Origin of the sequence: Campylobacter hyointestinalis subsp. hyointestinalis (assembly GCF_013372145.1) — a bacterium.
Lineage (GTDB): Bacteria > Campylobacterota > Campylobacteria > Campylobacterales > Campylobacteraceae > Campylobacter > Campylobacter hyointestinalis.
In genome coordinates, this window is record NZ_CP053827.1 from 191,013 (window position 1) to 214,018 (window position 23,006).

Here is a 23,006-nt window from a genome sequence, read left to right on the forward strand (position 1 = left end):
CTTAAAGGAAAATAATGAGCAAATTTATTCAAATTTTAAAAGATATAAATGAACTTATAGTTTTTAAACATTCCGTTTTTGCATTACCGTTTATATTTATGGCTATGATAGTTTCTAGTAAATTAGTAAATGGTACTATGTGGTTTGGTTTGTCGTTGCTTTTTTTAGGAATTTTGTGCGCAGTTAGCGCTAGAAACTACGCAATGGCGCTAAATCGTTATCTTGATGAGGATATCGATAGGCCAAATCCAAGATGTGCTTCTCGTCCTAGTGTAGATGGTCGCATAGGTAGAAAAAATTTACTTTTATTTATAATCGCAAACGCTGTTATTTTCGTTGTTACCGCATATTTTATCAACTCTTTGGCTTTTTGGCTCAGCTTTGTATTTCTTATCATTTTAGGCGGGTATTCTTATTTTAAGCGTTTTTCTCATTTAGCTCATCTTGTTTTAGGACTAAGTCTAGGACTTTCTCCTATAGCCGGCGCCATCGCTGTAAGTGGCACTATACCGCTTTGGTCTATTTTATTATGTCTTGGAGTCGTATTTTGGGTGGCTGGATTTGACGTGCTTTATTCATTACAGGATATGGATTACGATAGAAAAACAGGACTTTATAGCATACCAGCGATATACGGACAGCAAGCATCTATGTTTATATCTGCTTTGTTTCACGGCTTGTGCGTTCTGTTTTGGCTGCTATTTATAGGTGCTAGTCATTTGGGCTTTTTTGCGTATTTAGGAGCTATTATAGCGGGATTTATACTTTTTAAAGAGCATAGGATAGTAAGGGCCGATTTTCAAAAGATCGATAAAGCTTTTTTTACGTTAAACGGTTACTTAGGCATTATGTTCTTTGTTTTTATTTGGATTGACTTATGGTAGACTTTAGACTTATAGCTTCGCAAATTTCAGTGAAATTCGAAGAGGATGATGGTAATAAGTTTGAGCTTGAGTTTAACTCGTCTCGTGCAAATATAGAAGAGTGGCTTAGTCTAGCAAAAGCTAGAGGCGAGGCTGAAAACTCAGATCCGCTTACTTTAAAATTGCTAGTTGAGCTTTATAAAAAAGTAGATGAGCTTTCAAATTTAATAAAACATGAAAAGTCGCCGCAGACTCCTTTAAAATATCATGAGATTACGAGTTTGATAGGATTTGAAGGTTTTGAGTTTAAAAACGAATGCTTAGATCCTAGCAAAATCTACTTTGCAAGAGTTTCCTTGCCTCTTTTTATAAAACGTGACATTCTTTTGTATTTTGAAGCACTAAGTACTAAGACTGCAAAGATAATAAGAGTATCAAGAAATGATGAAAAAGAGTGGTCGATGTATGTAGCAGAGAGTGAAAGACTAGAGATAAGGAAGCAAAAAAGCAATGGGTAGTGAGGTTTTGATCTACATATGTTTTAGCGTGATTTTAGTAGTGATGTTTGTTTATATAAATTTGAAAGATAAAGAAGCTAGGAAAAAGTTTTCTAAATTTGAGATAGTTTTAGAAGAACTTATAAAAGAAAATTATCAGCTCAAAAAGCAAATTTCATCTCTCCCTAAAACCCAAGTAAATGACGATAGTGGTATTATAAAAGTCGCTTTAGAGCATGTTGATGAAGCGTTAAATTTAAAAGTAGCGCCGATGTTAGAGAGTCTAAAAAGCATAGAAAAAGTTATAGACGACTTTCAAAATGATCAGCAAAATAGACTTTATAGCTTAGAAGAGCGAACAAAAACATTTACTAAGATCACTCCGCCTAGCTTTGATAGTGAAGAAGATAGGATAATAGAGCTTTATAACGCTGGAAAAAGCGTAGAAAGCATAGCAAGAGACCTAAGGCTAAGCGTCGGAAGAGTAAATATGGTCTTAAAATTTCATAAGGTGATTTGATGTTAATTGATAGTTATGGTAGGGTTGTTGATTATCTTAGAGTTTCGGTAACTGAAAGGTGTAATTTTCGCTGTCGTTACTGCATGCCAGAAGAGGGCATTGAAAATATCTCTCATCAAAATGTGCTAAGCTACGAAGAGATGTTTGAGTTTATCAAAATTTGTTTAGATAACGGCGTTACGAAGATCAGGCTAACGGGCGGCGAACCGCTTGTTAGAAAAGGTGTTGAAAACTTTGTGGCTATGATAAATAACTATAAGCCAAATCTTGATCTTGCTATGACTACAAATGGCTATCTTTTGGCAAAAAAAGCAAAAGCCCTGAAAGAGGCGGGACTCAAACGTTTAAATATATCTTTAGATACTTTAGACAGACAAAAAGCTGCTTTTATAGCTAGAAAAGATGTTCTTGATGAGGTTATAGATGGTATAAATGAAGCTGCAAATTTGGGCTTTGGGGTTAAGCTAAACACTGTGGCGTTAAAAGGTGTAAATGATGGCGAACTTCTTGATCTAATGGAATTTGCAAAAAGTAAAAACGCCCAAATTCGTTATATAGAATTTATGGAAAATAGTAGCGCTTGTAGCGAGTTAAGAGGGCTTAAAAAAGATGATATTTTGAGCTTGATCTCAAAAAAATATAAAGTAAAAGAGATAACAAAAAGTCCACATAGTCCATCAAGCCTTTTTGAGCTTGAAGACGGTTATAAATTCGGTATAATCGATCCACACAAACATGACTTTTGTGCTACTTGTAATCGCCTAAGACTCAGCGCGGAAGGGCTTTTGATACCATGTCTTTACTACGAAGATGGAAAAAGCATAAGAGAAGCAATGAGGGCTGGAGACATCAAAAAAGCATGCGAGATACTAAGAGAAGTCATAGAAAAAAAGCCAGAGAAAAACAAATGGGAAAATGACGGTAAAGGCGAGATATCTAGCCGTGCATTTTACCAAACAGGCGGCTGATGGTAAGAGTAGTCGAGCATTTTACTAGCATTCAAGGCGAGGGTAAATTTAGTGGTCGTTACTCACTTTTTATCCGCCTTGGAGGATGCAACCTTTCTTGCAAGGGTTTTGGCGTCAAGACAAGGTCTCCAAAAACAGGCGAGATATTAGTCGGTTGTGATACGATCAAAGCGGTGCAAACATCGCATTTTGGGCATAGTAAATTTGATTATAAAGCTCTTGTAAATTTAGTAAAAGAAACGGAGTTTAAACCTCTCATCGTGATAACGGGCGGTGAGCCGCTACTTTGGCATAAAGATGAAGATCTGATCAAATTTGCACAGTGGTGTTTTGAGCAAGATTATGAAGTGCATTTTGAAACAAACGGCACTGTTTTTGTGGATTTTGATAAATTTGAAGTGTATAAAAAGTCTAAATTTGCAGTAAGCGTAAAACTATCCATAAGCAGTGAGCCAAAATCCAAAAGAATAAATCAAAAGGCCTTACAAGCGATCTTTGCTAACGCTGATGCATTTTATAAATTTGTGATTTGCGGAAGTGAGATTGATGAGATAAACGAGATATTGGAGCTACAAAACGGCGAAGTTTGGTGTATGCCTCTTGGCAAAGACCGCTTTGAGCTAGGCAAAAACGCCTTAAATGTAGCAGAGTTTTGTATCAAAAACGGTTTTAACTACTCTGATAGACTCCACGTGCGCTTATGGAATGATAAAGAAGGCGTGTAAGTCAGCTTCTAGGTAGGGCTTTGTCTTTTTGGTCTATTGTAAATATAGGTTTTAAGCTTAGCACTCTAAAAGTATCTGTTTTACAGCTTTATAGTCGATATTTTCGTGTTCTCCCGCTATTAAATTTCTTTGCTTAAAACGTTCACTTATCAAATTTGCAACGCTATTTTTTTCTAAGCCGATTTGTGCTAGAGTAGTTGCTATGCCAATGCTTTTAAAAAAGCTTTCGATCTCGTCTATACAGCCTTTTGCTGTGTTTAGCTCGTCTAAATTTAGCCCAAAAATTTCACGCCCCATTTTGGCTAATTTGGCTTTTTTAAACTTGAGATTATATCTTAAAAGTCTAGGCGTAACGATAGCAAGGCTTAGTCCATGATCCAAACCATAAACCGCGCTTAGCTCGTGACCTATGGCGTGACTTGACCAGTCCACAATACATCCTACATTGCACCAGCCATTTAGCGCACAAGTTGCAGCCCAGCATAAATTCGCTCTCGCATCATAGTTTTGCGGATCATTTATGGCGATTTTTGCGTTTTTTATCACGGTTTTTAATACTGAAAAACAAAATCCATCTTGTACGCTCGTATTTAAATCTACAGTCGCATACTGTTCTAGTATATGTACGAAAGTATCAACTATACCGTTCTGAATTTGGGCTAGCGGAAGGCTAAAAGTTGTTTTTGGGTCTATGATGCTAAACTTAGGATATAAAAGCTCATTTCTAAAGCTTCTTTTTATCTTTAAGCTATCATTAGATATAACCGAAACACAGTTCATCTCGCTTCCAGTAGCCGGTAAGCTCATCACACAGCCAAGCGGCAAAGCTTTATCAAAATACACTCTTTTGCCGACTATATCCCAAGGATCCCCATCAAATTTAGCTGCAGCGGCTATAAATTTAGTGGCATCCAAAACACTTCCACCCCCAACACTAAGTAAGAAATCTATACTCTCACGCTTTATTAAATTTACAGCTTTTAAACAAGTTTCGAGTTTAGGATTTGGCTCTATACCCCAAAACTCGCTTATGTTATGCTTATTTAGAGCGTTTTTTACTTGTTCGTATATGCCATTTTTTCTTACGCTTCCGCCACCGAAAATAACTAGTATTTTTAAATTTATTGGCACTAAATTTGATAAATTTTGTATCGTATCGCTACCGAAAATCACCCTTGTCGGACATATAAAATTAAAATTGTTCATTTAAAACCACGCTATAAATTTGATAATTTTTTTCATTGTATCTTAAATTTTCTAAAATTATACAATTAGGTTATTCAATGCATGAAGCTAAAATGATCTTATTTTGTCCAAAATGTAGACAATCTACATATAATTCTATAAAATCTCTTAGGGTAAATACGCTATCTTGCTGTCATTGTGGCGAGAAATACTATGCAGATGCATTGCCAAAACTAGCTTTCAAATTAAGCAAAGAGTGGCATAGATTATTCAAAAAACACGCCAATGCCTATTTTTATTCTAGGATAGAGTTTGAAGGGATTTCAAGCAATACAACTCCACATCAGAAATTTTTTTTAAAGAAGTAGATAACCATCAAGACAAAAACTATAAAATACACATTTCCCCAAGATTTGATATAATCGGTTATCAATTTAAATGTATAAATACAAGTGTAAAGATGTTTTTACACGATGATAGTATATTAGACCCTAGATATTATGATATACCAGCGTTTTATAATTTTTCATATACTTTTAGCGAAATTACGGAAAAACCATATTATAAAGCTTCGCATAAAGATCTTTCTAGCACAAATGATGAATTTGCTGGATTATATCTTCTTGACTATTCGGATCTAATCCATTACACAAAATTGTACAACGCATATCTTCTAGCTTTTTGCACGGCCAATAAGACTTTTGCGATGTTTTTATATTAGCAATTTGTTTTGTTATTTCAAAATCACAACGCTTAATAAAGTCATAATTACACCCCATAAAGCTGAGTGTTTTTAAAAATCTTTCCGCTACCTTACCTATCTCTTGACTATCCATACATCTATTGCACGATTCAATACGACATCTTTTATTCATCTCACACCTTTCTTGCCAACTTAACAATAAAAATTTAAATAACATTTGTTAAATTTATCTTTTTGTGATAAAATTTTTAAATTGATTTCAAAATTATAGTATAAAATTTTAGACTTGTCAAGGTATTTTAATGAATTTAGCTCAAAAAATTAAACTTTTAAGATCGGAAAAAGATTGGACTCAGTATGATTTAGCACAAAATAGCGGAGTATCATTACAAAGCATAAAAATGTATGAGGCTGGAAAAAATAAAGGTATTACAACTACTATATTAAAAAAAATCGCTAATGCTTTAAATGTAAATGTAGAGTTTTTTCTAGACAGTGAATTTGGTTCGCCAATAAGTTCGCCAATAAGTTCGTCAAAAAATAAAAAATTGTCGTCAATAGTTCGTCAATCGCCAAATTTGTCTCCTAGTAAGCCTTTAAACGCTCCAAACCTTAAAAAGTCACAAGATACTATAAATATACCTTATTTTGAAGATACTTACGCTAGTGCAGGATCTGGAATTATAAATTATGATGAAACTCCTATTATCATGAGTTTTGATATAAATTTTTTGCGTGTATTTTTAAAGATTACTGGCTCTTTAAATAACTTGCATATCATAAACGCAAAAGGCGATAGTATGGAGCCTACTATAAGCGGTGGGGAACTACTATATATAAATCCTTACGAGAATGAACAGGGCGTTATTAGTGGGTGTATATATGTGATAAACTATGATGGCGATATTTTTGTTAAAAGAGTAGATAAAAATCCAGTCACAAAATCTCTTACGCTCATTAGTGATAACCCAAAGTATGAACCTATTAAGATAGAAGTAGCAGATCTAACAAATTGCAAAATAATAGGAAGAGTAGTAGCTCATACTTCTAGGATTTAAAAGCGATTTAATGGGCTTTTAAATGATTTTTAAAAACTTTGTAAAGTTTATGGAAAGAAAATGCAAAGAAGTGTAAAGTTAAATTCATTAGTTTGATTTTGCTAAAAATACTCTCAAATATCGCTAAAATCAATCTCTAAGCCATTTTTATATCAGTTAGATTTTAAATAACTCTTTACAGAATAAAAGCGGATGAAATCAATAAAGAGAACATCACAAAGCCGTTAAATGAGTTTAATAAAAAAGTGGAATACTTATCAAAGAAATACGATTTTTTAGAACCACGGGCAAAAAATAGCAAAGTAAAAGAGCTATATGGATGCAATATAGCCAAATTTAGAGAAATAGAGACAAAAGTAAAATGTTTAGCAGGAATGAGAGAGTGCTATAAAAGACTAGATATTATCTGTAGAAAGATAGAAAAAGATTATTCAAGACAAAGATAAAAAGGGAAAAAATGGCCGTTTTTTAAACTTTAAGACTTATATAAGCTTATAAAATATAGCACTAAAGCCGATAAAATCGCTATTTAATAGTATTTTATGAATTGCTATTTTTTACAAAATGTTCTAAAAAAGTAAAAAAAAAGGGGGGGGGATAAAATATGGATAGACGTTATAATATATTTCAAAGGGCATACGAGACAATGACCGAGCTATCAAATACTCCTCTCCCTTTTGAGCAAATAAGCAATATGAGCGACAGAGAGATTATGTTTTTAAAAAAGACCATAGGGATGATGGCAAATTATCTTGACTCAATAGGCTTCGAATTTAAAGGTTTAAGCCAAGAAATCCTAACGTTTATCGATGAAGAGATAGAACAAAGAGGACAATCAAACTCGCTTTTGAATTAAAAACTCAATAATTAAAAAAGCACCGCTAAATATAACAGCAGTTCAAGACAAAGATAAAAAAGGAAAAAATAGCCGTTTTTTGAACTTTAAGCATTACGTAAGTTTTTATAAAGTTGTGTTTTACCACCTTTTTATAGGTATTTGGTGGAGTTTTTGGGCTAGTAAATTTTTACAAAATCTCAACAAAATGTCGGAAAATTTAGCGAAAATTTAGCAAAGTTTGGTGGGGCTTGATTGAAAATATCAAATGATACATAAAAAATTAATCTTATATATGTTTTTTATTGTTTTAATATATCTAAATTATACTTTAAAATATATTTTTATTATTTGTTTTTTATATGTTTTTAAACTAATAAATGATATAATTCATAAAATTTCAATACGCAAGGAAACGCAATGATTGTATCAATTTGTAATGAAAAAGGGGGAAGCGGGAAAAGCACTCTAGCAACAAATATTGCCATTAATCAAAGTCTATCTAAAAAACGAACTACCGCTATTAATAGATACGGATCCACAAAAATCAATAGCTACATTTTTAAATATAAGAAATGAAGAAAATAACCCAAAGGTTTTTGATTTTACATATAAATACGGTGAAAATTTAAAGGAATTTTTACAAAGTTATAATAGTAATAAAGACGTGATAATTGATACAGGCGGAAGAGATAGTAGAGAGATGAGAATAGCTATAGCTTTAAGCGATATGATTATAATTCCAACAATCCCAAGTCAATTTGACGTCAGCGTATTAGATAAAATGGTGAATATAATCAAGATGGCAAAGGAGCAAAACGAAAAACTCGTAGCCTATATAGTAATCAATAGAGCCTCGACAAATCCATTTTTATATAAAAAAATTGAAAGTCTAAGAAACTTTATAGAAGAGATAGAACAAGATTATATAAAACTGTCTCAAACAATCGTATACGAGAGAGAACGATATAAAGTAGCAACCCAACTAGGTCTTGGTGTAGTTGAAATGAAAGACGGCAACAAAGCTGAACAGGAGATAAGAGATTTATGTAATGAGATTTGTACCTGATATATAAAATAACAAAAGAAGAGCGGTAATGGCAACTGTAGAAGTAACTTCAGTAGCACTGATTTTGCTAACATATTTAATGCTTTGGGATTAAGTGGAGGATACGTTCACAAAGATAAAATAAGAGAACATTGCTTTGAGATGAGCGATGGAGTATATAAAATGGATAGAGCACTATCACGCTCTATCACAAGCATCTTAGTAAAAAATTAAAAATAAAAAAAGGATAATAAAGATGAATTTTAAAAAAACTACAAATTCAATTGAAAATTTAGATGCGTTTATAGATGGGGCAGATACACAAAAGGATACTTCAATAGATAAAAAAGTCTCAGTTGTTACAAAGATATCTAAAGAGTTAAGCAATAAAATTAAACTAAAATATCCAAAAATGCCATTAACAAAATATATAGAACAGGCATTAATGGTAAAAATTCCACATATAAATGAAGATATACTGCTAACGATATGCCAACAAGCAGAATGGTTTAACACAAGCATAGCGGACTTTGTGCGATATAAAATGGGATTAATGGAGGCACCAGAGCCAAATGAGCTAAATAAAAACGAAGAAAAACTTGAAAATAAAATTTTATATGTTAGCAATGATAATAAGAAAATTATAAAAAGAAATGCAGAGAATATAGGCTTAAGCCTATATAGGTATTCAGAAATTAAAATTAAGGCAACCTATGAACTAAAAGATATTTTTACATTTGAAGAATTGATGCAATTTAAAGCAGAAGCGATGAATTACGATCTAGAATTAGATGAATATATTGCAATGAGAATAAAGGGATGATATAAACAATAAAAAATGCATGAATGATAGAAAACACTAAAGTTCCTACAAAGTAGGGTGACTCTCTACACCCTCAAATCATCTGCTTTATCTGGTGGAAGACAATATGAGAGCTGTAACTATTCCTATTATCATAAGTGAGCAAACGCCAAATATAGCAAAATTCTCAAATGTCATTTCTAAAGAATGCAAACTTTCTCTTGCTATTTGCTCTATGGTTTTATTACTTTCTTCTATCATTTTCAATCATATTCAACCAAGTTATTCAAAAAGCTCAATCCAAATTTTTGTAAAAACAACACCTAATAAGAATGCAATAACGTACATTGCAAGAAATCCTACTAACTCGTCCATAATCAATAATTCCTTATTAGTCTTAATTTGTAAGCTCTGTATTTTATGGCAATTTATTATTTATTATTATATCCATTCTCTATGAAGCATCTTTTAAAATAAATTTAAAAGAATAGCCGATAACATTTTTCTTTGAGCCATCTGCTATTTTCTTTTCAAAAATAATCTTTTTAAAATAGCTTTCGTCAAGTTCGCTAATGGATGGTTTTATTACAAAGCGATCTAGGTCGGTGACATTATAGGTCATAGGAGTGCTCATAAATTTTTCAAAATCATCTCTACTAAAATTTACACATTTAAAACCATCTTTGTCGGCTTTGATGTTATCATATTGATGTAGCAAGCGATACAACGTCTTAGCAAATTTACCACGAATGGAGACAAAGTCGTTTAAATCTATTCTCATAAATTTAAGAGTACTAAATAAAACATCAAGAGCGATAGGATTTAATCTAAAGCTTAAAGATTGTTTATTTCTAAAAATTTTTATATCAGTAAAAAATACGCCAACAGTAGTTATTTCATCATCTTTGGTAATTTCAACACTTCTATAAATGGCAGCACCATTTTGCCCCAATACCTTAGATCTAAAATTCTTTACTTCATCATTAAATCTAGTTTTATTCAAGCCAGACGGCATAAATCTACAAATTTCAGAGTAAGGCATTTCTATGAAGCCTCTATTTTCAACATATCCTTTTTGCTTTGCAAACCAACAAATCGTAAAGAATATGTCATAATCTCTAGCTGTAAAATTAACAGGGAAAAGAATAGAATTCATCTTATTTTTAAAAACAAGAGAACCATCTGATTTTTTGAAATTCTTTTTTGAGACCTCTAACACAAATTCACCTTTCTCAAAATAGAAAGAAAAGTCGCTCATATTTATACCTCATAATCTAAAATTTGATTACGATTTTAAAATACTTTTAATGTGTTAAAGCTTAAATTTAAATAAATTTAGCTTCCGCTTCTATTTTTCTCTATTTCTGCCAAACTTGCGGATACTTCTGCTATTTGGGATAATAGACTACTTGCTTTTTGAGATAGAGTTTGAACCATATCTTGAGCATATTTGTTCGTATCGTTTTGATACTGTGCTATTTGCTTTTGAATAGTTTCGAGCTGTTTTTGTAGCTGTTCTAAGCGCTTTTCTAACATTTTCTTTATGGCTTCTATGCTGCTAGAACTGCTACTTGTTTTGCTTGTTTGAGATGAGCCTGAAGATCTGTTTTGATCTGCTTTAACACTAGGTTTTAGTGAGTTTTCATTTTGTGATACAACTCTATTTATCTGAGAAATATTTAAATCATAAGACACTATATATCCTTTAAAATAAAATATCTAAGTTATATATCGTCAAATTTGATTTTATTGTGATTTTTAAGTGTGAGTAGAAAGATAAATAAAAAGCAAGCCTTTTTAAGGCCTGCTTAGCAACGATTATAGTTTATCGCCATTTTCGCTAAGATAAGAAGCAACACCATCAGTAGAAGGTTTCATACCCTTATCGCCTTTACTCCAACCAGCAGGGCAAACTTCACCGTGCTCATTTGTAAATAGCATTGTATCTACCATTCTTACCATTTCATCAATGTTTCTTCCAAGTGGAAGGTCATTTATAACAGCGTGTCTTACTGTTCCGTCTTTATCTAGTAAGAAGCTACCTCTTAGAGCAACTGCCTCATCAAATAATACGTCAAATCCTTTTGCCCACTCTTTTTTAAGATCTGCAACTAATGGAAATTGAACTCTGCCGATACCACCGCATTTTACGTCAGTCTCTCTCCATGCAAAGTGGCAATACTCGTTATCGCAACTTACACCGATAACTTCGATGCCTCTTTCTTTAAATTCTTTATATCTATGATCAAATGCTATAATCTCACTTGGGCAAACAAAAGTAAAATCTTTTGGATAGAAAAATACTACCGCACCTTTTGGTCCTATATTTTTGTAAAGTTCGAAATTCTCTTCGATTTGTCCATTGCCAAGTACTGCTACACCGCTTAGTTGTGGTGCTTTGTTTGTTACTATCATAAGTAATCTCCTTAATAATTTTTATTTGTACGTATATTATATTAAATATAGTTTAATTAATTTTAAACGCTACTACCTTTTTTAGGTTATTTATACAAAAACATACAAATTTAGTACAAAATTACACATTTAATATATTTTTATTGAATTTAAATGCAATTTTTCTTTAAAGATAAATTTGGCTAAATTTAGCTATAATCGACCAATTTTTTAATGTAAGGAAAAAAATGTTTGGTGACTTTTTTTCAAAAATAAGACGAAAACAATCAGATCCTAGCGAAGCACCAACCCACTGGATAAAGTGTAATAGCTGTAACTCTTTAATGTATTATAAAGAAGTCGAAGCATGCTATAATGTATGCCCAAAATGTGGCTACCATATGAGACTTAGCCCTAAAAAAAGAATAGAACTAATAGCAGATGATGGAAGTTTTGTTGAATTTGATTCAAATTTAAAGCCGATCGATCCACTTAAATTCGTAGATAAAAAATCATATAAAAAAAGAATTAGCGAGAGCGAAGAAAAGACGGGCAAATCAAGCTCCGTTATCTCAGGAGAGGCCACCATAGACTCGGTTCCTATACAGCTAGTTGTGTTTGATTTTGGATTTATGGGAGGAAGTCTTAGCTCAGTAGAAGGCGAAAAAATCACAAGAGCTGCCAAAAGAGCCATAGAAAAAAGGCAAGCTCTTATTATAGTAAGCGCCAGTGGTGGTGCAAGAATGCAAGAAAGTACGTTTAGCCTTATGCAAATGAGCAAAACAAGTGCTGCCCTCAAACTTTTAAGTGATGAAAAACTTCCATTTATATCTATTTTAACAGATCCTACTATGGGCGGAGTTTCAGCCTCATTTGCTTGGCTTGGTGATTTGATCATCGCAGAGCCAGGAGCACTTATAGGATTTGCCGGCCAAAGAGTGATCGAACAAACCATAAAAGCCAGCTTGCCTGAGGGTTTCCAAAGAGCAGAATTCTTACTTGAGCATGGTCTGATAGACGCCATAGTCCCTAGAGGCGAACACAAAAAATACATTGCAGATATGGTAAGATTTTTAACAAATAACCCAAAAATAGAACAAAAGATAGATTTTAAATTTAAGGCGGTTTGATGCAAATTTTAGTTCATTGTATTCAAAAAAACAGTGATGATTTTAAAGAAATAAACGAATACATAAAAATGAGCTCAAAATGGGCCGATATAAAAGATATAAATAAATTTAATTCTCAAATAGCAAAAGCACAAAGCCTATCAAAACAAAATGCTCACGTTGCTTATGACAACGTTTATATGCCTTGTGTAGATGGTTTTTGCATAGGGCTTGACGAAAAAGGCGACGAACTAGACAGCCCACAGTTTGCAGATCTTCTAAAAGACAATCAAAAAATTTCATTTTTTATCGGCGGTGCTTACGGTCTAAGCTCGGAATTTAAGTCAAAAATGAACAGGTTAGTAAGTCTATCTAGGCTTACTTTGGCGCACAAAATAGCAAAGCTTATGCTTTTTGAACAAATTTTTCGTGGTCTTTGCATAAATGCAAATCATCCATACCACAAATAAAGGAATTCGATGACAAACAGCGATTTAGAGTATTTTAAAAAACTTCTTGAAGAAAGAAAATTACAAATCAAAAAAAATATCTTAGATGCCACCGATGAAATAAATGGATTAAGAGACAGCGGAGCAAGTGATGAGTTTGATTTTGCAAATATAAGCGCAGACTCCATTTTAGAACAGTCTATCTCTTCAAAACAAAAACAAGAGTTAAACGAAATAGGCGTAGCTTTAACAAAGATAGCAAACAAAACTTATGGAATTTGTGAAATGTGCGAAGATGACATAGACATAGAACGTCTAAAAGTAAATCCTCACGCACGCCATTGTATAAGCTGTAGAGAACTGATAGAAAAAAATAATAAAAACAAGGATTTAAGATGAAAGCAAGAAGATATATACTGTATTCTATTTTATATGTTGCCTTGGTTTGGGTACTAGTTTTCACATTTTTTAATGGACGTTTTACGATAAGCGTACTTGAATACAGTATAGACTTGCCTATCGCATCATGGGTCATCTTACCAGTAGGGCTATTTGCGTTACTTAGCATCTTACATATGAGTTACTACGGGTTTAAAAACTTTTTAGATGCTAGAGCAGTAAGAAGCGATCTTCAACTCTATAACATACTTGCAAAAGAGGTTTTTTTAGGGCTTGAGTCAAATAAAGAGTTTAAAACAGATCTTTTTTTAAATCCTAGCGAGGCTACTAAAGCACTATCTCCATGGCTAAATTTAGGTGAACCTAAATTTAATAATGATGATCTAAAGCTGGCTTACGAGACTTCGCAAAAGATCAAAAACGGTGAAGCTTGTGAAATTAAAAAAGTTAAACTTTTAAAAACAAATCCACTATTTATACAAAATGAAAAAAATAAGATAAAAGCCGACTATAAGTACGCCTTGAGCGTATTATCCACAAAAGGCGATATAAACGAAAGTCTATACAAAGAAGCATATAACGCCTTGATAGAGTATGGAACTTACCTAGAAATATCTAAATTTGATCTAAAATATTCTAATGAAGATATCATAAAACTCATAAATAGATATGTTGAAGATAAAAACTTTGAGATAGCAACTTCTGATCTGTTTAACATCATCAATAAAAATCAATTTGAGTGTGAAGAATATATCAAAATGGCTATAAATTTAAAAACAAAAGTAGCTCCAGATAAGCTAATGGGCATATTTGACAAGCTTAGAAATGAGCATTCAAATGCTAGTGAAGCTTACTTATATCTGCTTTATGATTTTCAAATGATAGAAGAGCTAAGAGAAGCTTTGGCAAGCTCTCAAAACGATGATTTTGACAAATTAAAAACTCTTATGTTTTTAAGAGATAATGGAAAAATGATATCCGCAGATATTTTCTATAAATGATAGACTTTAGCTCAAAGCCTCTGTTTTTAGCCCCTTTGGCCGGATTTTCTGATATCGCGCTCAGGGGCGTAGTCAAAAAATTCGGTTGTGATGTTACGACAAGTGAAATGATAAGCTCTAACGCTTTGGTTTATGAGTCAAGCAAAACTCTTGCTATGATAGAAAAAAATACGGCAGAAACGCCATATATAGTTCAAATAGCAGGAAGCGACAAGCGCATTATAGAACAAGCCGTTTTGATATTAAATGATATAGAGGGTATAGACGGTATAGATCTAAACTGTGGATGTCCAGTTCCTAAAGTAGTCAAACAAAATGCCGGTTCTGCTCTTTTAAACGATATAAATTTACTATGTGGCATTTTAGAAACTATCAAAAAAACTTCCAAAAAAAGATATACATCGGTTAAAATTCGTCTTGGATTTAACCAAAAAACGGCACATTTGATAGCGCGAGATCTACAAAACGCCGGATGTGATTATATCTGCGTTCATGGACGTACAAGAGCCGGTGGATACAGCGCAAAAGTTGATTATGATGCAATCGCTAAAGTGAAACAAAGCGTAAATATACCAGTCATTGCAAATGGCGATATAAACAGTAAGAACATCGAAGAGGTTTTTGAACAAACCGGCTGCGATGCAGCGATGATAGGAAGAGCGGTAATCGGTCAGCCGTGGATCTTTTATGAGATAAAAAATAAAAAAAGTATAGATCCTAAGCTCAAAAAAGACATTATTATAGAGCATTTTGATCAGATGATAAAACATTATAAAGATCAAGGAGTAGCGATCTTTAGAAAACACCTACACGAATACTCAAAAGGTATAAACGGTGCAAGTTCTTTTAGAAACGATATAAATTCCATAAGAAACAAAGATGAAATGCTCCAAGCCATAAAAGCCTTTTTTTAGATGCAAGGCTATATATTGCGCGTACAAAAGGTGCGTGATGAGGACTGTTTAGTCTTTATACTTACCGAAAATAAACTAGTAAAATCATATAGGTTTTACGGCGCAAGACACCCTGTTATCACTCAAGGCTTTAAGCTTGATTTTGAGCTTGAAGGCGGAGGAGTATTTTTACCCCACCTTAGAAATACTATGCATTTAGGATTTAAATGGCTTTTTGAAAGAGAAAGACTGCTGGTTTGGCAACATTTTATGAGATTGCTTTACGAGCATTTAAAGGACGTAGAAGAACCTGGTGATTTCTACTATAATTTACTAGATGTATGCGCGTATAAATTTGAAAAACAAAATCCAAAACGAGTAATTATAGAGGCATATCTACAAATTTTGGATTTTGAAGGAAGACTGCATAAAGATATCTACTGTTTTTTATGCAATCAAAAAATAAAAGGAGAGCTATCTTTAGCTAGGAGTTTTCTACCATCCCATATCAGTTGTCTTAATAAGACCAAATTCTTGCATCAAGATATCACAAAACTATTTTCTTCAAAAAAATGTGCGCATATTAGCGATAATGACATAGACAGCCTTTATTATATCGTATTAGAAGGTCTTTAGCTAGTCAAAAGTTATAGCAAAAATAGCGGGTTTAAACAGTTTTTTGATATTATCTTTTACCATCGAAAAGTTTTTTATACCCTTTATATGCAACGTATGATTTATAAACTCAAGACCTACTTCATCAGATACGCTTAGAGATTTCGCAAGTCCTAGCAAAAAGCTTAGCCACCAGACATCGCTCACATCAGGAAGTAAATTTGCAAACTCACCAAGATCCGTAACTTGCTTATTTTGATACTCTATGATAAGGGCTATCAAGGCTTTTTGCTCGTGAGTATAACCGTAATTAAGTCCATTTTGAACTAAATAACTACTATGTGCATGTTCTGAATAAAATCCGATAGACCTACCTATATTATAAAGTTTAGTCGCACAAAGCAGGTCTGGAAGATATCTATCATCGACTTTATGGATAGGTTTTAAGATATCAAACAACCTTTTTGCATATCTATATGTATTTTCATTGCCTCTTTTAGAAAATCTATCTTGCAAACTTCTAAGGCTTGGATTAAAGTTTTTTGGAAATTTGATACCAGGTCTTAGTATATTTGTAAGAAATATGCCTTCTCTAACTCCAGCACCACTTGTATATATAGTTTTAGCCCCTAGTTTTTTACTAAGTTTTGAAAAGATTATCGCGCCTTCTCTAATGGTATCATATCTGTCTTTTTTTATAGGAAAATCCTTCATATCAAAGATATTTGAATTTGCTAATTTTTCTATAAATGCAGAATGTTCAGCGTAAGGGTAAGAAAAGTTATGAACAAGCTTTAATGGATGTTTTTGTATCTGCATAATAGCATTTGATATAGCTCTAAGACTTCCTCCTATAGCCACTATATTGTTACTGGCAAACTCTTTTGGTAAGTTCTGCAAGACTTCATCTATAAATTTAGAAGCACCTGCTGTATTTTTCTTATCAAAAAATAGCTCTTTTATCCTCACTGTTCCTATATTTAAAGATATAGTATTCTCTATCTTGCCGTTTTTTATCTTAGCTAACTCAGTAGATCCGCCGCCTATATCTATAGTAGTAGCCTCATCAAGCGGAGAAAGTAAATTTAGCGCGGCGATCCCACCGTAGTACGCTTCTTTGTTGCCATCTATCACTTTTAGTCCGAGTCCAAGCTCTTTTTTGATCCTATTTATAAAGATATTTGAATTTGGTGCATCCCTAAGGGCCGAAGTACCTGCACATAAAACCTTATTAACTTTATAAAGTTTTATAAAATAGCTAAATTCTTTAAAAGCATAAAATACCTTATCCATAGCCGCGTCTTGTAACACTCCGCCGTTTTCATACGCGCCCTCTCCTAATCTTACTTTGATCTTATACTCACGCAATATATAAAATCCTAGCCTACTCGTACGTTCAAAAATAGCCATTCTAGCCGAATTTGAACCGAGATCGATGACTGCTACACGTTTAGGCATTAATTCCCTTCTAAATACTGTTCATGTTTAAATTTAAGCTCTTCTGGAGTTTCGATGTTGTCTGGATCTGGAATGATACAATCAACTGGACAAACCACGATACAAGCCGGTTCGGCATAATCGCTAATGCACTCGCTGCATCTATCTGGATCTATCATATATGTAGGCTCATCTTCATAAATAGCCTCATCTGGGCACTCTTCGCGACACGCATCGCAACTTATACAATCTTTTGTTATCATTAAAGACATTTTTAACCTTTCAAAGTAATTATTTCAAAGCAGGTTTATACTATATTTTCACTTTAAAATATTTGAATTTGGCATAATTTAACGCTTTTTTAAATTTACTGGTATGGTTAAAGTCGCTATCGCTCCGCTTAAGTCTTCTTTGTTTTTTATACTAACCGTGCCACCCATAGCCTGAGCAGCACCTTTTGCTAAGAAAAGCCCAAGTCCCGTGCCACCTTTATCGCCATATCTTTTAAATGGCGCAAACAGATCCTTGCTCTCATCTATCCCGCTACCGCTATCTATAACATAGACGCTAAACTCATTTCCTACTAAATTTGATCTGATCTCGATAGTAGCTCCAGCTGGAGAAAATTTGATCGCATTTTGCACGAAATTTTGTATCACGTGTAAAAAAAGCGTTTGCTGGACTAATATCTTTAAAGCTTGCGGTTTTAAATTTAGTTTTATATCTTTATTATCGCCTCTAGCTAGTATCAAAAAGTTATTTCCTATCTCATTTAGATAGGCTATGATATCGATATATACGGGCTTTTCAAACTGAGCTCCTTCTTGACGACCTATTTCTAAGATAGAAGTGATCATTTTATTCATTTGATTTATGGATTCGTTATTATTTTTCAGAGCTTCGATATATTTTTCAGCCTCTCTTTGTTTTATGAGCGTAACTTCATTTTTAGTTTTCATAACAGCAAGAGGGGTTTTTAGCTCGTGAGCGGCACCGACAAAAAGTTCTTTTTGATATTTAACAAACGTAAGTATCCGTCCGATCAGACGATTTATACTATCACCAAGAGGCTTAAACTCATCTGGAAGCTCATCTACACTAACTTCTTCTAAAAATCTCTCGTTTAATTTACTAAGCTTTAAACTCAAAAGCTTTATAGGAAGCAGCAACATCCTAGATAAAAATAGAGCGTAAAATAGTACTAAAAATATAGCAGTCGCGTTTATTATCAAAATATCAACCAAAATTTGATTTACTATATCGCTGTATTCCGTAGTATCTTTTTCTATCACCAAAAGCATAGTATCTTTAAATGGATAATACAGTGTTAAAAAAGTACTTTCTTCTCTTTGAGTTTGGATAAATTTAGGACGTGAAAGATTTTCTGAGTTTTCTTCTATTTTTATAACAGTCAAATCTTTGATATTCGGATAATAAAATTCCATATTTCCGATCTGCAGAGATTCGTTTGATAAAAGTATATTTTTAGCTTGTAAAGTTAAGCTTCCTACTATGTTTTCAAATATAGTGATCTTGATATAATGATACAACATCACCGAAAAAATTACAATCAGCATCGCTCCAGCAGATGCTAATTGTAATGCGAATTTAGTCCTTAAGCTTTTTTGGGAAAGCAAAATCTATATCCGCGACGTCTTACTGTTTCTATAGTAGAGATATTTAACGGTTTATCCATTTTTTGACGAATTTGATTGATAGCAACTTCGATAACGTTTGGAGTAACTAGCTCAGGTTCTTCCCAAATAGCATCTAAAAGCTGTTCTTTACTTACTATTTGATCGCTATGACGCGCAAGGTGAGTTAAAACTTCAAAAGGCTTTCCTTTTAGCTCTATCTCTTGACCTAGATATGTGATCTTTTCTTCATCTGGATCTATGGTTAGTTCATCTATCTTAATAACATTTGTACCACCAAAACGAAGTCTAGCTTCAAGACGAGCTACCAAAACATCAAAATCAAACGGTTTTTTGATGTAATCATCAGCGCCAGCTCTTAAAGCCTTTATTTCGCTTTCTTTATCGTCTTTTGCTGAGATTATGACAGCAGATGTACGCGGGCTTTTTTGTTTTATAACATTGATCAGATCTACGCCATCTCCATCAGGCAGCATCCAGTCGCTCAAAACTAGATCGTAATTTCTAATACCTATATAATACTCGGCGTCTTTAAAGCTTTCTGAGCTATCTGTTTGGTAACCAAATTCCTGCAACCCCTCCGCTATGGTTTTATTTAGCGTAACTTCGTCTTCTACTATCAAAATTCTCATTATGTTTTCCTTAAAATACAAATTTTAATCGTGATTCTACCATAAATTAAGTAATATTTCAAGTTATTTTAAAGTAAATTTAATAATACTTCTCTATCTGAGCCCCAACTCTAGCATTTGGTATAATATCTATTTTTGAAATTTTCATATAAAAATATCTTAAAGTAGGAAATATTTTTTTAAATTTTTTTCTAAAATGTTTCAATGCTTCTTCAACAGTTTCAAATTTCATCTCGTTAAACTCGGCAACTAAATACTCACAAACCAAAGCATAATCAACAAATTCTTTAGCTCTAAATTTAGCATCAACGACGATGTATTGCGGCGTTATCCGCTCAAAATCCAAAAGCCCAATTATGGTTTTAAATTTAAGTTCCTCAATAAAAATAGTCGTCAAATCACTCTCTTTTCATCGCCTAAGATCAGCCTCTTGATGTTTGGTATGTGCTTGTAAAATACGATAAACGCTATGATAAACACAGGAGCATGAGTATTGATAACTGGCATATCATAATCAAAAATAAATGAAGTTATCACTAGAGTAAGCAGGGCAAATAAAGAAGCCAAACTTGATATCTTCAAGACCTTTGCGACCAAAAACCAAACTACAAGAGCGCAAATGAGCTCGATAGGTAAAAAATATGCAAGCACTCCAGCTCCTGTCGCGATGCCTTTCCCGCCTTCAAATTTAAGATACGGCGAAAAGCAATGTCCAACCACGCTAAGAACGCCCATAGTCCATAAAGTCTGCTCACTAAGATCAAAAGCGAATTTAGCTACTAAAATCGGAACAATGCCTTTTAGAGCATCGAATATTACCGTGGATAGCGCTACTTTTTTTGCTAATTTCGGATCTTTTTCTTTAAGAACTCTTAAAACATTTGTAGCTCCGATACTATGGCTGCCTTCTTTTGCTATATTTGTCTTACCATAGATCATACCAAAGATCAAGCCAAACGGAATTGCGCCTATCAAATAAGCGAGCAGATAAGCGATTATATTTTCATTCATTTTTATCCTTTTTATTTTTGCTACGCGTAAAGCTTTACTTTATTATTTAGCTCTTCTAACGTCTCAATTTCCCTTTGTTTTGCAAACTCTATTATATCTTGTTTTACGGCTTGCTCTTTTATTATCTCACAGCAATATCTCATAGAACCTTGATAATTAAGTGCTATCACAAGACAAACTTCAAGACAAACTTTTATCTTTTTACCATCTTTTGGCATAGTCAGTTCAAACTCCGCTAACAGATCATCTCCACTACTAAATTTACCATTTTCCAAACTAACAACACTGATACCGCCTTGCGAAATATCATAAAGTTTTCCATTTATGATAGTGCCGTTTTTATTTTTAAGCGTTACGCGAGTAAGGGCATTTGGATGAACTCTTGGGTATCTTCTTTGGTTGGCAAGCATCTTTTCTATATGTACGAAATTGCCTAGCAAAACAGTGTTATTACTTAAATTTATACTCAAGATATCGGCTTTTGTATTTCGTAAAAGCCCGTCTTTCTTGACTATATAAGCGTTTCCTTCTTCTTTCATAGCTACTATTTGCATCAAAGTTACTTCACATAAAATGTTATTTTCGTCTATTTCTACTATCCTACCGCTACATTTTATAGGAACGCCGTTGTATAAATTTAAAAAATCAATACTCTCATTGAGTGCTTTTACATGTTTAAACTGATCTATACTGCTAGAAAAAAACATCGAATTTGCATCTGCATTGAAATTTATAATCTTTTCTTCGTCGTTTTCTTCTTCGTCTAAGATTTTAGCTTTTATAAATAATTTTCCAAAAGCTTCAATCGCATTTTGTAGATAAATGATATAGTCTATAGCTTTAGCTATGTTTTTTACGGCTAAACTAAAACGTTTTAGCAAGAAAAAGAAGGAATTTAAAATGATATATTTAGTATAATTTTTATCATCATTAAAAAGTTTATAAACGTCTTTTAAAATCAAAGAATTATCTGATTTTTGACTATATAAAGAGTCAAATATCAGAGAAAAAGCCTCTTCTAGATCATAATGATCTACATATATATCGCCTTGTTTTACCAAATTTGTGACGTATTTAAGATAATCGTCTTTGACATCTTGTAAGATATCCATACAATCCATAATAAGTATCTCTCTACCAGCGTAGTCCAAGAAAATCCTTTATAAATAAGAAGAGATTATATCACAGTAATGTAAATCCGAGTCGATAAATCTATCTACCACCAAATTTTATAAGTGCCGAACCCCAGGTAAATCCGCCGCCAAAGGCGTCAAGCAGTATCAAGCTTCCGTTTTTTAGGCGACCTTGCTCATAAGCATCATTCATAGCCATAGGTATGGAAGCTGAGCTTGTGTTACCGTAGTTTGCTACTGTCACGACACACTGCTTATCAGTGAAATTTAATCTCTGTTTTACTGCTTCTATAATCCTAAGATTTGCTTGATGAGGGATAAAAAGATCTATTTTATCACTGGTTATCGAGTTTTTTTCTAAAATACCTTCAACATCTTTAGTCAAGGTTTGAACGGCTATTTTAAAAACTTCATTCCCAGCCATATGAAGATAATTTAGTCTATTTTCGATAGTCTCTTTGTTAGCTGGATGAGCTATGGCGCAACCAGGAGTTATAAGAAGATCTCCCTTAGAACCATCACTTGATGTATGGACATCTATGATATAGTTATCTTTTGCTTCGCTGATTATAGCAGCTCCCGCTCCATCTCCAAAAAGTACGCAGGTGCTTCTATCTTGCCAGTCGATTATAGCGCTTAATTTTTCGGCGCCTATTATGAGAACATTTTTTTTAGCACCACTTTTTACAAGCGAATTTGCAAGCTCTAAAAGATAGATAAAACCAGTACAAGCAGCACTTATATCAAACGCAGTTATATCATACAATCCAAGTTTATTTGCCACTTTACAAGCAGTCGATGGCATACAAAAATAATCAGGAGTTATAGTAGCGCAGATGATAGCATCAATATCGCTTTTGTTGATATCTGCCCTATCTATAGCAACCAAAGCGGCTTTGTAAGCCAGATCGCTAGTAAGATCATCTTTTGCTATATGTCTTGTTTTTATACCAGTACGTTTTACAATCCAATCGTCGCTAGTTTCAACTATTTTTTCAAGGTCTGCATTTGTCAAAATATGTGGCGGAACATAGGCTCCTACCGAAATCATCGATGCTTTTTTCATATATTACC

Annotated in this window: 30 protein-coding genes and 1 pseudogene; 17 read left to right on the plus strand and 14 right to left on the minus strand. The window is 33.2% G+C overall.

All coding sequences use genetic code 11. The annotated features are described in order from the left end of the window. Positions 1–14: 14 nt before the first annotated feature. Genes mqnP through CHHT_RS01030 form a run of 5 tightly spaced genes read left to right on the plus strand, consistent with a single transcriptional unit; the run spans position 15 to position 3,573 of the window. On the plus strand, positions 15–884 hold the full coding sequence (mqnP, locus tag CHHT_RS01010; protein WP_034962552.1) for a menaquinone biosynthesis prenyltransferase MqnP: 870 nt from the start codon (positions 15–17) through the stop codon (positions 882–884). Next, on the plus strand, positions 878–1,381 hold the full coding sequence (locus tag CHHT_RS01015) for a hypothetical protein (protein ID WP_034962551.1): 504 nt from the start codon (positions 878–880) through the stop codon (positions 1,379–1,381). The genes mqnP and CHHT_RS01015 overlap by 7 nt, the downstream gene beginning before the upstream one ends. Further along, on the plus strand, positions 1,374–1,880 hold the full coding sequence (locus CHHT_RS01020) for a DUF6115 domain-containing protein (RefSeq protein ID WP_034962550.1): 507 nt from the start codon (positions 1,374–1,376) through the stop codon (positions 1,878–1,880). Before CHHT_RS01015 ends, CHHT_RS01020 begins: the two co-directional genes overlap by 8 nt. Continuing rightward, entirely contained in the window at positions 1,880–2,848 is a 969-nt protein-coding gene (gene moaA / locus CHHT_RS01025; protein ID WP_064019605.1) for a GTP 3',8-cyclase MoaA, read from the plus strand. Before CHHT_RS01020 ends, moaA begins: the two co-directional genes overlap by 1 nt. After that, positions 2,848–3,573, plus strand: a complete 726-nt coding sequence (locus CHHT_RS01030) for a 7-carboxy-7-deazaguanine synthase QueE (protein ID WP_034962549.1) — start codon at positions 2,848–2,850, stop codon at positions 3,571–3,573. Before moaA ends, CHHT_RS01030 begins: the two co-directional genes overlap by 1 nt. Positions 3,574–3,630: 57 nt before the next feature. On the opposite strand, the gene CHHT_RS01035 is transcribed toward CHHT_RS01030, so the two are convergent. Next, positions 3,631–4,779 carry an iron-containing alcohol dehydrogenase gene (locus tag CHHT_RS01035; protein ID WP_034962548.1) on the minus strand — a complete coding sequence of 383 codons (1,149 nt, stop codon included), beginning with the start codon at positions 4,777–4,779 and terminating at the stop codon, positions 3,631–3,633. Positions 4,780–4,856: 77 nt separating this feature from the next. On the opposite strand from CHHT_RS01035, the gene CHHT_RS01040 reads away from it, so the two are divergent. Then, positions 4,857–5,126 carry a hypothetical protein gene (locus CHHT_RS01040; protein ID WP_034962547.1) on the plus strand — a complete coding sequence of 90 codons (270 nt, stop codon included), beginning with the start codon at positions 4,857–4,859 and terminating at the stop codon, positions 5,124–5,126. Positions 5,127–5,345: 219 nt separating this feature from the next. Here CHHT_RS01040 and CHHT_RS01045 read toward each other — a convergent pair whose 3' ends face one another. Next, the gene (locus CHHT_RS01045) at positions 5,346–5,633 is read right to left on the minus strand and encodes a hypothetical protein (protein WP_034962546.1); all 288 of its coding nucleotides are present in this window, start codon (positions 5,631–5,633) and stop codon (positions 5,346–5,348) included. A gap of 130 nt (positions 5,634–5,763) precedes the next feature. Between CHHT_RS01045 and CHHT_RS01050 the strand changes: the two genes are divergently transcribed. The 5 genes and pseudogenes from CHHT_RS01050 to CHHT_RS01070 all read left to right on the plus strand — a co-directional run bounded on the left by CHHT_RS01050 (position 5,764) and on the right by CHHT_RS01070 (position 9,225). Further along, positions 5,764–6,519, plus strand: coding sequence for an XRE family transcriptional regulator (locus CHHT_RS01050; protein WP_064019607.1), 756 nt, complete (start codon positions 5,764–5,766; stop codon positions 6,517–6,519). Between the two features lie 245 nt (positions 6,520–6,764). Further along, the gene (locus CHHT_RS01055; protein WP_034962544.1) at positions 6,765–6,965 is read left to right on the plus strand and encodes a hypothetical protein; all 201 of its coding nucleotides are present in this window, start codon (positions 6,765–6,767) and stop codon (positions 6,963–6,965) included. Positions 6,966–7,123: 158 nt separating this feature from the next. Then, the gene (locus tag CHHT_RS01060; protein WP_034962543.1) at positions 7,124–7,375 is read left to right on the plus strand and encodes a hypothetical protein; all 252 of its coding nucleotides are present in this window, start codon (positions 7,124–7,126) and stop codon (positions 7,373–7,375) included. 399 nt (positions 7,376–7,774) lie between these two features. After that, positions 7,775–8,423 (plus strand): annotated as a pseudogene (locus tag CHHT_RS01065) (AAA family ATPase). Positions 8,424–8,658: 235 nt separating this feature from the next. After that, on the plus strand, positions 8,659–9,225 hold the full coding sequence (locus CHHT_RS01070) for a hypothetical protein (RefSeq protein WP_064019608.1): 567 nt from the start codon (positions 8,659–8,661) through the stop codon (positions 9,223–9,225). 87 nt (positions 9,226–9,312) lie between these two features. Here the strand turns inward: CHHT_RS01070 and CHHT_RS01075 are convergent, their stop codons facing one another. The 4 genes from CHHT_RS01075 to CHHT_RS01090 form a co-directional block, all read right to left on the minus strand. Beyond that, a complete protein-coding gene (locus CHHT_RS01075) occupies positions 9,313–9,465 on the minus strand; it encodes a hypothetical protein (RefSeq protein ID WP_158004709.1) in 153 nt (50 codons plus the stop codon). Between the two features lie 193 nt (positions 9,466–9,658). Further along, positions 9,659–10,462, minus strand: coding sequence for a replication initiation protein (locus CHHT_RS01080; protein ID WP_002847774.1), 804 nt, complete (start codon positions 10,460–10,462; stop codon positions 9,659–9,661). A 77-nt stretch (positions 10,463–10,539) separates the two neighbouring features. Beyond that, positions 10,540–10,899, minus strand: coding sequence for a hypothetical protein (locus CHHT_RS01085; RefSeq protein ID WP_167540823.1), 360 nt, complete (start codon positions 10,897–10,899; stop codon positions 10,540–10,542). Between the two features lie 123 nt (positions 10,900–11,022). Continuing rightward, entirely contained in the window at positions 11,023–11,619 is a 597-nt protein-coding gene (locus tag CHHT_RS01090) for a peroxiredoxin (RefSeq protein WP_034962541.1), read from the minus strand. A 227-nt stretch (positions 11,620–11,846) separates the two neighbouring features. Here CHHT_RS01090 and accD point away from each other — a divergent pair, with 227 nt between their 5' ends. Genes accD through recO form a run of 6 tightly spaced genes read left to right on the plus strand, consistent with a single transcriptional unit; the run spans position 11,847 to position 16,085 of the window. After that, positions 11,847–12,728 (plus strand): acetyl-CoA carboxylase, carboxyltransferase subunit beta, encoded by an 882-nt coding sequence (gene accD / locus CHHT_RS01095; protein ID WP_034962540.1) that lies wholly within the window; start codon positions 11,847–11,849, stop codon positions 12,726–12,728. Then, the gene (locus CHHT_RS01100; protein WP_034962539.1) at positions 12,728–13,177 is read left to right on the plus strand and encodes a 23S rRNA (pseudouridine(1915)-N(3))-methyltransferase RlmH; all 450 of its coding nucleotides are present in this window, start codon (positions 12,728–12,730) and stop codon (positions 13,175–13,177) included. The genes accD and CHHT_RS01100 overlap by 1 nt, the downstream gene beginning before the upstream one ends. A gap of 9 nt (positions 13,178–13,186) precedes the next feature. Continuing rightward, positions 13,187–13,555: an RNA polymerase-binding protein DksA gene (gene dksA / locus CHHT_RS01105; RefSeq protein WP_034962538.1), complete on the plus strand. Its 369-nt coding sequence runs from the start codon at positions 13,187–13,189 to the stop codon at positions 13,553–13,555. After that, complete coding sequence (locus CHHT_RS01110; protein ID WP_034962537.1) at positions 13,552–14,556, plus strand: hypothetical protein; 1,005 nt, start codon at positions 13,552–13,554, stop codon at positions 14,554–14,556. The genes dksA and CHHT_RS01110 overlap by 4 nt, the downstream gene beginning before the upstream one ends. Continuing rightward, on the plus strand, positions 14,553–15,470 hold the full coding sequence (locus tag CHHT_RS01115; RefSeq protein WP_034962536.1) for a tRNA dihydrouridine synthase: 918 nt from the start codon (positions 14,553–14,555) through the stop codon (positions 15,468–15,470). Before CHHT_RS01110 ends, CHHT_RS01115 begins: the two co-directional genes overlap by 4 nt. After that, a complete protein-coding gene (gene recO / locus CHHT_RS01120) occupies positions 15,471–16,085 on the plus strand; it encodes a recombination protein RecO (RefSeq protein WP_034962535.1) in 615 nt (204 codons plus the stop codon). It abuts the gene before it with no gap. On the opposite strand, the gene CHHT_RS01125 is transcribed toward recO, so the two are convergent. From CHHT_RS01125 to CHHT_RS01160, 8 genes are all read right to left on the minus strand, one after another. After that, entirely contained in the window at positions 16,086–17,522 is a 1,437-nt protein-coding gene (locus CHHT_RS01125; protein ID WP_034962534.1) for a Ppx/GppA phosphatase family protein, read from the minus strand. Further along, the gene (locus tag CHHT_RS01130; protein WP_034962533.1) at positions 17,522–17,773 is read right to left on the minus strand and encodes a YfhL family 4Fe-4S dicluster ferredoxin; all 252 of its coding nucleotides are present in this window, start codon (positions 17,771–17,773) and stop codon (positions 17,522–17,524) included. Before CHHT_RS01130 ends, CHHT_RS01125 begins: the two co-directional genes overlap by 1 nt. A gap of 78 nt (positions 17,774–17,851) precedes the next feature. Next, a complete protein-coding gene (locus tag CHHT_RS01135) occupies positions 17,852–19,078 on the minus strand; it encodes a sensor histidine kinase (RefSeq protein WP_051663743.1) in 1,227 nt (408 codons plus the stop codon). 38 nt (positions 19,079–19,116) lie between these two features. Then, positions 19,117–19,788, minus strand: a complete 672-nt coding sequence (gene hsrA, locus CHHT_RS01140; protein ID WP_034962532.1) for a homeostatic response regulator transcription factor HsrA — start codon at positions 19,786–19,788, stop codon at positions 19,117–19,119. Between the two features lie 79 nt (positions 19,789–19,867). Beyond that, the gene (locus CHHT_RS01145; RefSeq protein WP_034962531.1) at positions 19,868–20,185 is read right to left on the minus strand and encodes a dihydroneopterin aldolase; all 318 of its coding nucleotides are present in this window, start codon (positions 20,183–20,185) and stop codon (positions 19,868–19,870) included. After that, on the minus strand, positions 20,182–20,799 hold the full coding sequence (gene plsY, locus CHHT_RS01150; protein WP_034962530.1) for a glycerol-3-phosphate 1-O-acyltransferase PlsY: 618 nt from the start codon (positions 20,797–20,799) through the stop codon (positions 20,182–20,184). Before plsY ends, CHHT_RS01145 begins: the two co-directional genes overlap by 4 nt. Positions 20,800–20,819: 20 nt before the next feature. After that, positions 20,820–21,950, minus strand: coding sequence for a PilZ domain-containing protein (locus CHHT_RS01155; protein WP_034962529.1), 1,131 nt, complete (start codon positions 21,948–21,950; stop codon positions 20,820–20,822). 61 nt (positions 21,951–22,011) lie between these two features. Beyond that, a complete protein-coding gene (locus CHHT_RS01160; RefSeq protein WP_034962528.1) occupies positions 22,012–22,998 on the minus strand; it encodes a beta-ketoacyl-ACP synthase III in 987 nt (328 codons plus the stop codon). Positions 22,999–23,006: the final 8 nt, after the last annotated feature.

Coding starts and splice junctions, on each gene's coding strand:
- CHHT_RS01040 (WP_034962547.1), top strand. CDS start 4,857: ATGCATGAAGCTAAAATGATCTTATTTTGTCCAAAATGTAGACAATCT.
- moaA (WP_064019605.1), top strand. CDS start 1,880: ATGTTAATTGATAGTTATGGTAGGGTTGTTGATTATCTTAGAGTTTCG.
- CHHT_RS01090 (WP_034962541.1), bottom strand. CDS start 11,619: ATGATAGTAACAAACAAAGCACCACAACTAAGCGGTGTAGCAGTACTT.
- plsY (WP_034962530.1), bottom strand. CDS start 20,799: ATGAATGAAAATATAATCGCTTATCTGCTCGCTTATTTGATAGGCGCA.
- CHHT_RS01115 (WP_034962536.1), top strand. CDS start 14,553: ATGATAGACTTTAGCTCAAAGCCTCTGTTTTTAGCCCCTTTGGCCGGA.
- recO (WP_034962535.1), top strand. CDS start 15,471: ATGCAAGGCTATATATTGCGCGTACAAAAGGTGCGTGATGAGGACTGT.
- CHHT_RS01060 (WP_034962543.1), top strand. CDS start 7,124: ATGGATAGACGTTATAATATATTTCAAAGGGCATACGAGACAATGACC.
- CHHT_RS01125 (WP_034962534.1), bottom strand. CDS start 17,522: ATGCCTAAACGTGTAGCAGTCATCGATCTCGGTTCAAATTCGGCTAGA.
- CHHT_RS01015 (WP_034962551.1), top strand. CDS start 878: ATGGTAGACTTTAGACTTATAGCTTCGCAAATTTCAGTGAAATTCGAA.
- CHHT_RS01030 (WP_034962549.1), top strand. CDS start 2,848: ATGGTAAGAGTAGTCGAGCATTTTACTAGCATTCAAGGCGAGGGTAAA.
- dksA (WP_034962538.1), top strand. CDS start 13,187: ATGACAAACAGCGATTTAGAGTATTTTAAAAAACTTCTTGAAGAAAGA.
- CHHT_RS01045 (WP_034962546.1), bottom strand. CDS start 5,633: ATGAATAAAAGATGTCGTATTGAATCGTGCAATAGATGTATGGATAGT.
- mqnP (WP_034962552.1), top strand. CDS start 15: ATGAGCAAATTTATTCAAATTTTAAAAGATATAAATGAACTTATAGTT.
- CHHT_RS01110 (WP_034962537.1), top strand. CDS start 13,552: ATGAAAGCAAGAAGATATATACTGTATTCTATTTTATATGTTGCCTTG.
- CHHT_RS01080 (WP_002847774.1), bottom strand. CDS start 10,462: ATGAGCGACTTTTCTTTCTATTTTGAGAAAGGTGAATTTGTGTTAGAG.
- CHHT_RS01130 (WP_034962533.1), bottom strand. CDS start 17,773: ATGTCTTTAATGATAACAAAAGATTGTATAAGTTGCGATGCGTGTCGC.
- CHHT_RS01160 (WP_034962528.1), bottom strand. CDS start 22,998: ATGAAAAAAGCATCGATGATTTCGGTAGGAGCCTATGTTCCGCCACAT.
- CHHT_RS01035 (WP_034962548.1), bottom strand. CDS start 4,779: ATGAACAATTTTAATTTTATATGTCCGACAAGGGTGATTTTCGGTAGC.
- CHHT_RS01135 (WP_051663743.1), bottom strand. CDS start 19,078: ATGCTGATTGTAATTTTTTCGGTGATGTTGTATCATTATATCAAGATC.
- accD (WP_034962540.1), top strand. CDS start 11,847: ATGTTTGGTGACTTTTTTTCAAAAATAAGACGAAAACAATCAGATCCT.
- CHHT_RS01050 (WP_064019607.1), top strand. CDS start 5,764: ATGAATTTAGCTCAAAAAATTAAACTTTTAAGATCGGAAAAAGATTGG.
- CHHT_RS01070 (WP_064019608.1), top strand. CDS start 8,659: ATGAATTTTAAAAAAACTACAAATTCAATTGAAAATTTAGATGCGTTT.
- CHHT_RS01100 (WP_034962539.1), top strand. CDS start 12,728: ATGCAAATTTTAGTTCATTGTATTCAAAAAAACAGTGATGATTTTAAA.
- CHHT_RS01020 (WP_034962550.1), top strand. CDS start 1,374: ATGGGTAGTGAGGTTTTGATCTACATATGTTTTAGCGTGATTTTAGTA.
- CHHT_RS01075 (WP_158004709.1), bottom strand. CDS start 9,465: ATGATAGAAGAAAGTAATAAAACCATAGAGCAAATAGCAAGAGAAAGT.
- hsrA (WP_034962532.1), bottom strand. CDS start 19,788: ATGAGAATTTTGATAGTAGAAGACGAAGTTACGCTAAATAAAACCATA.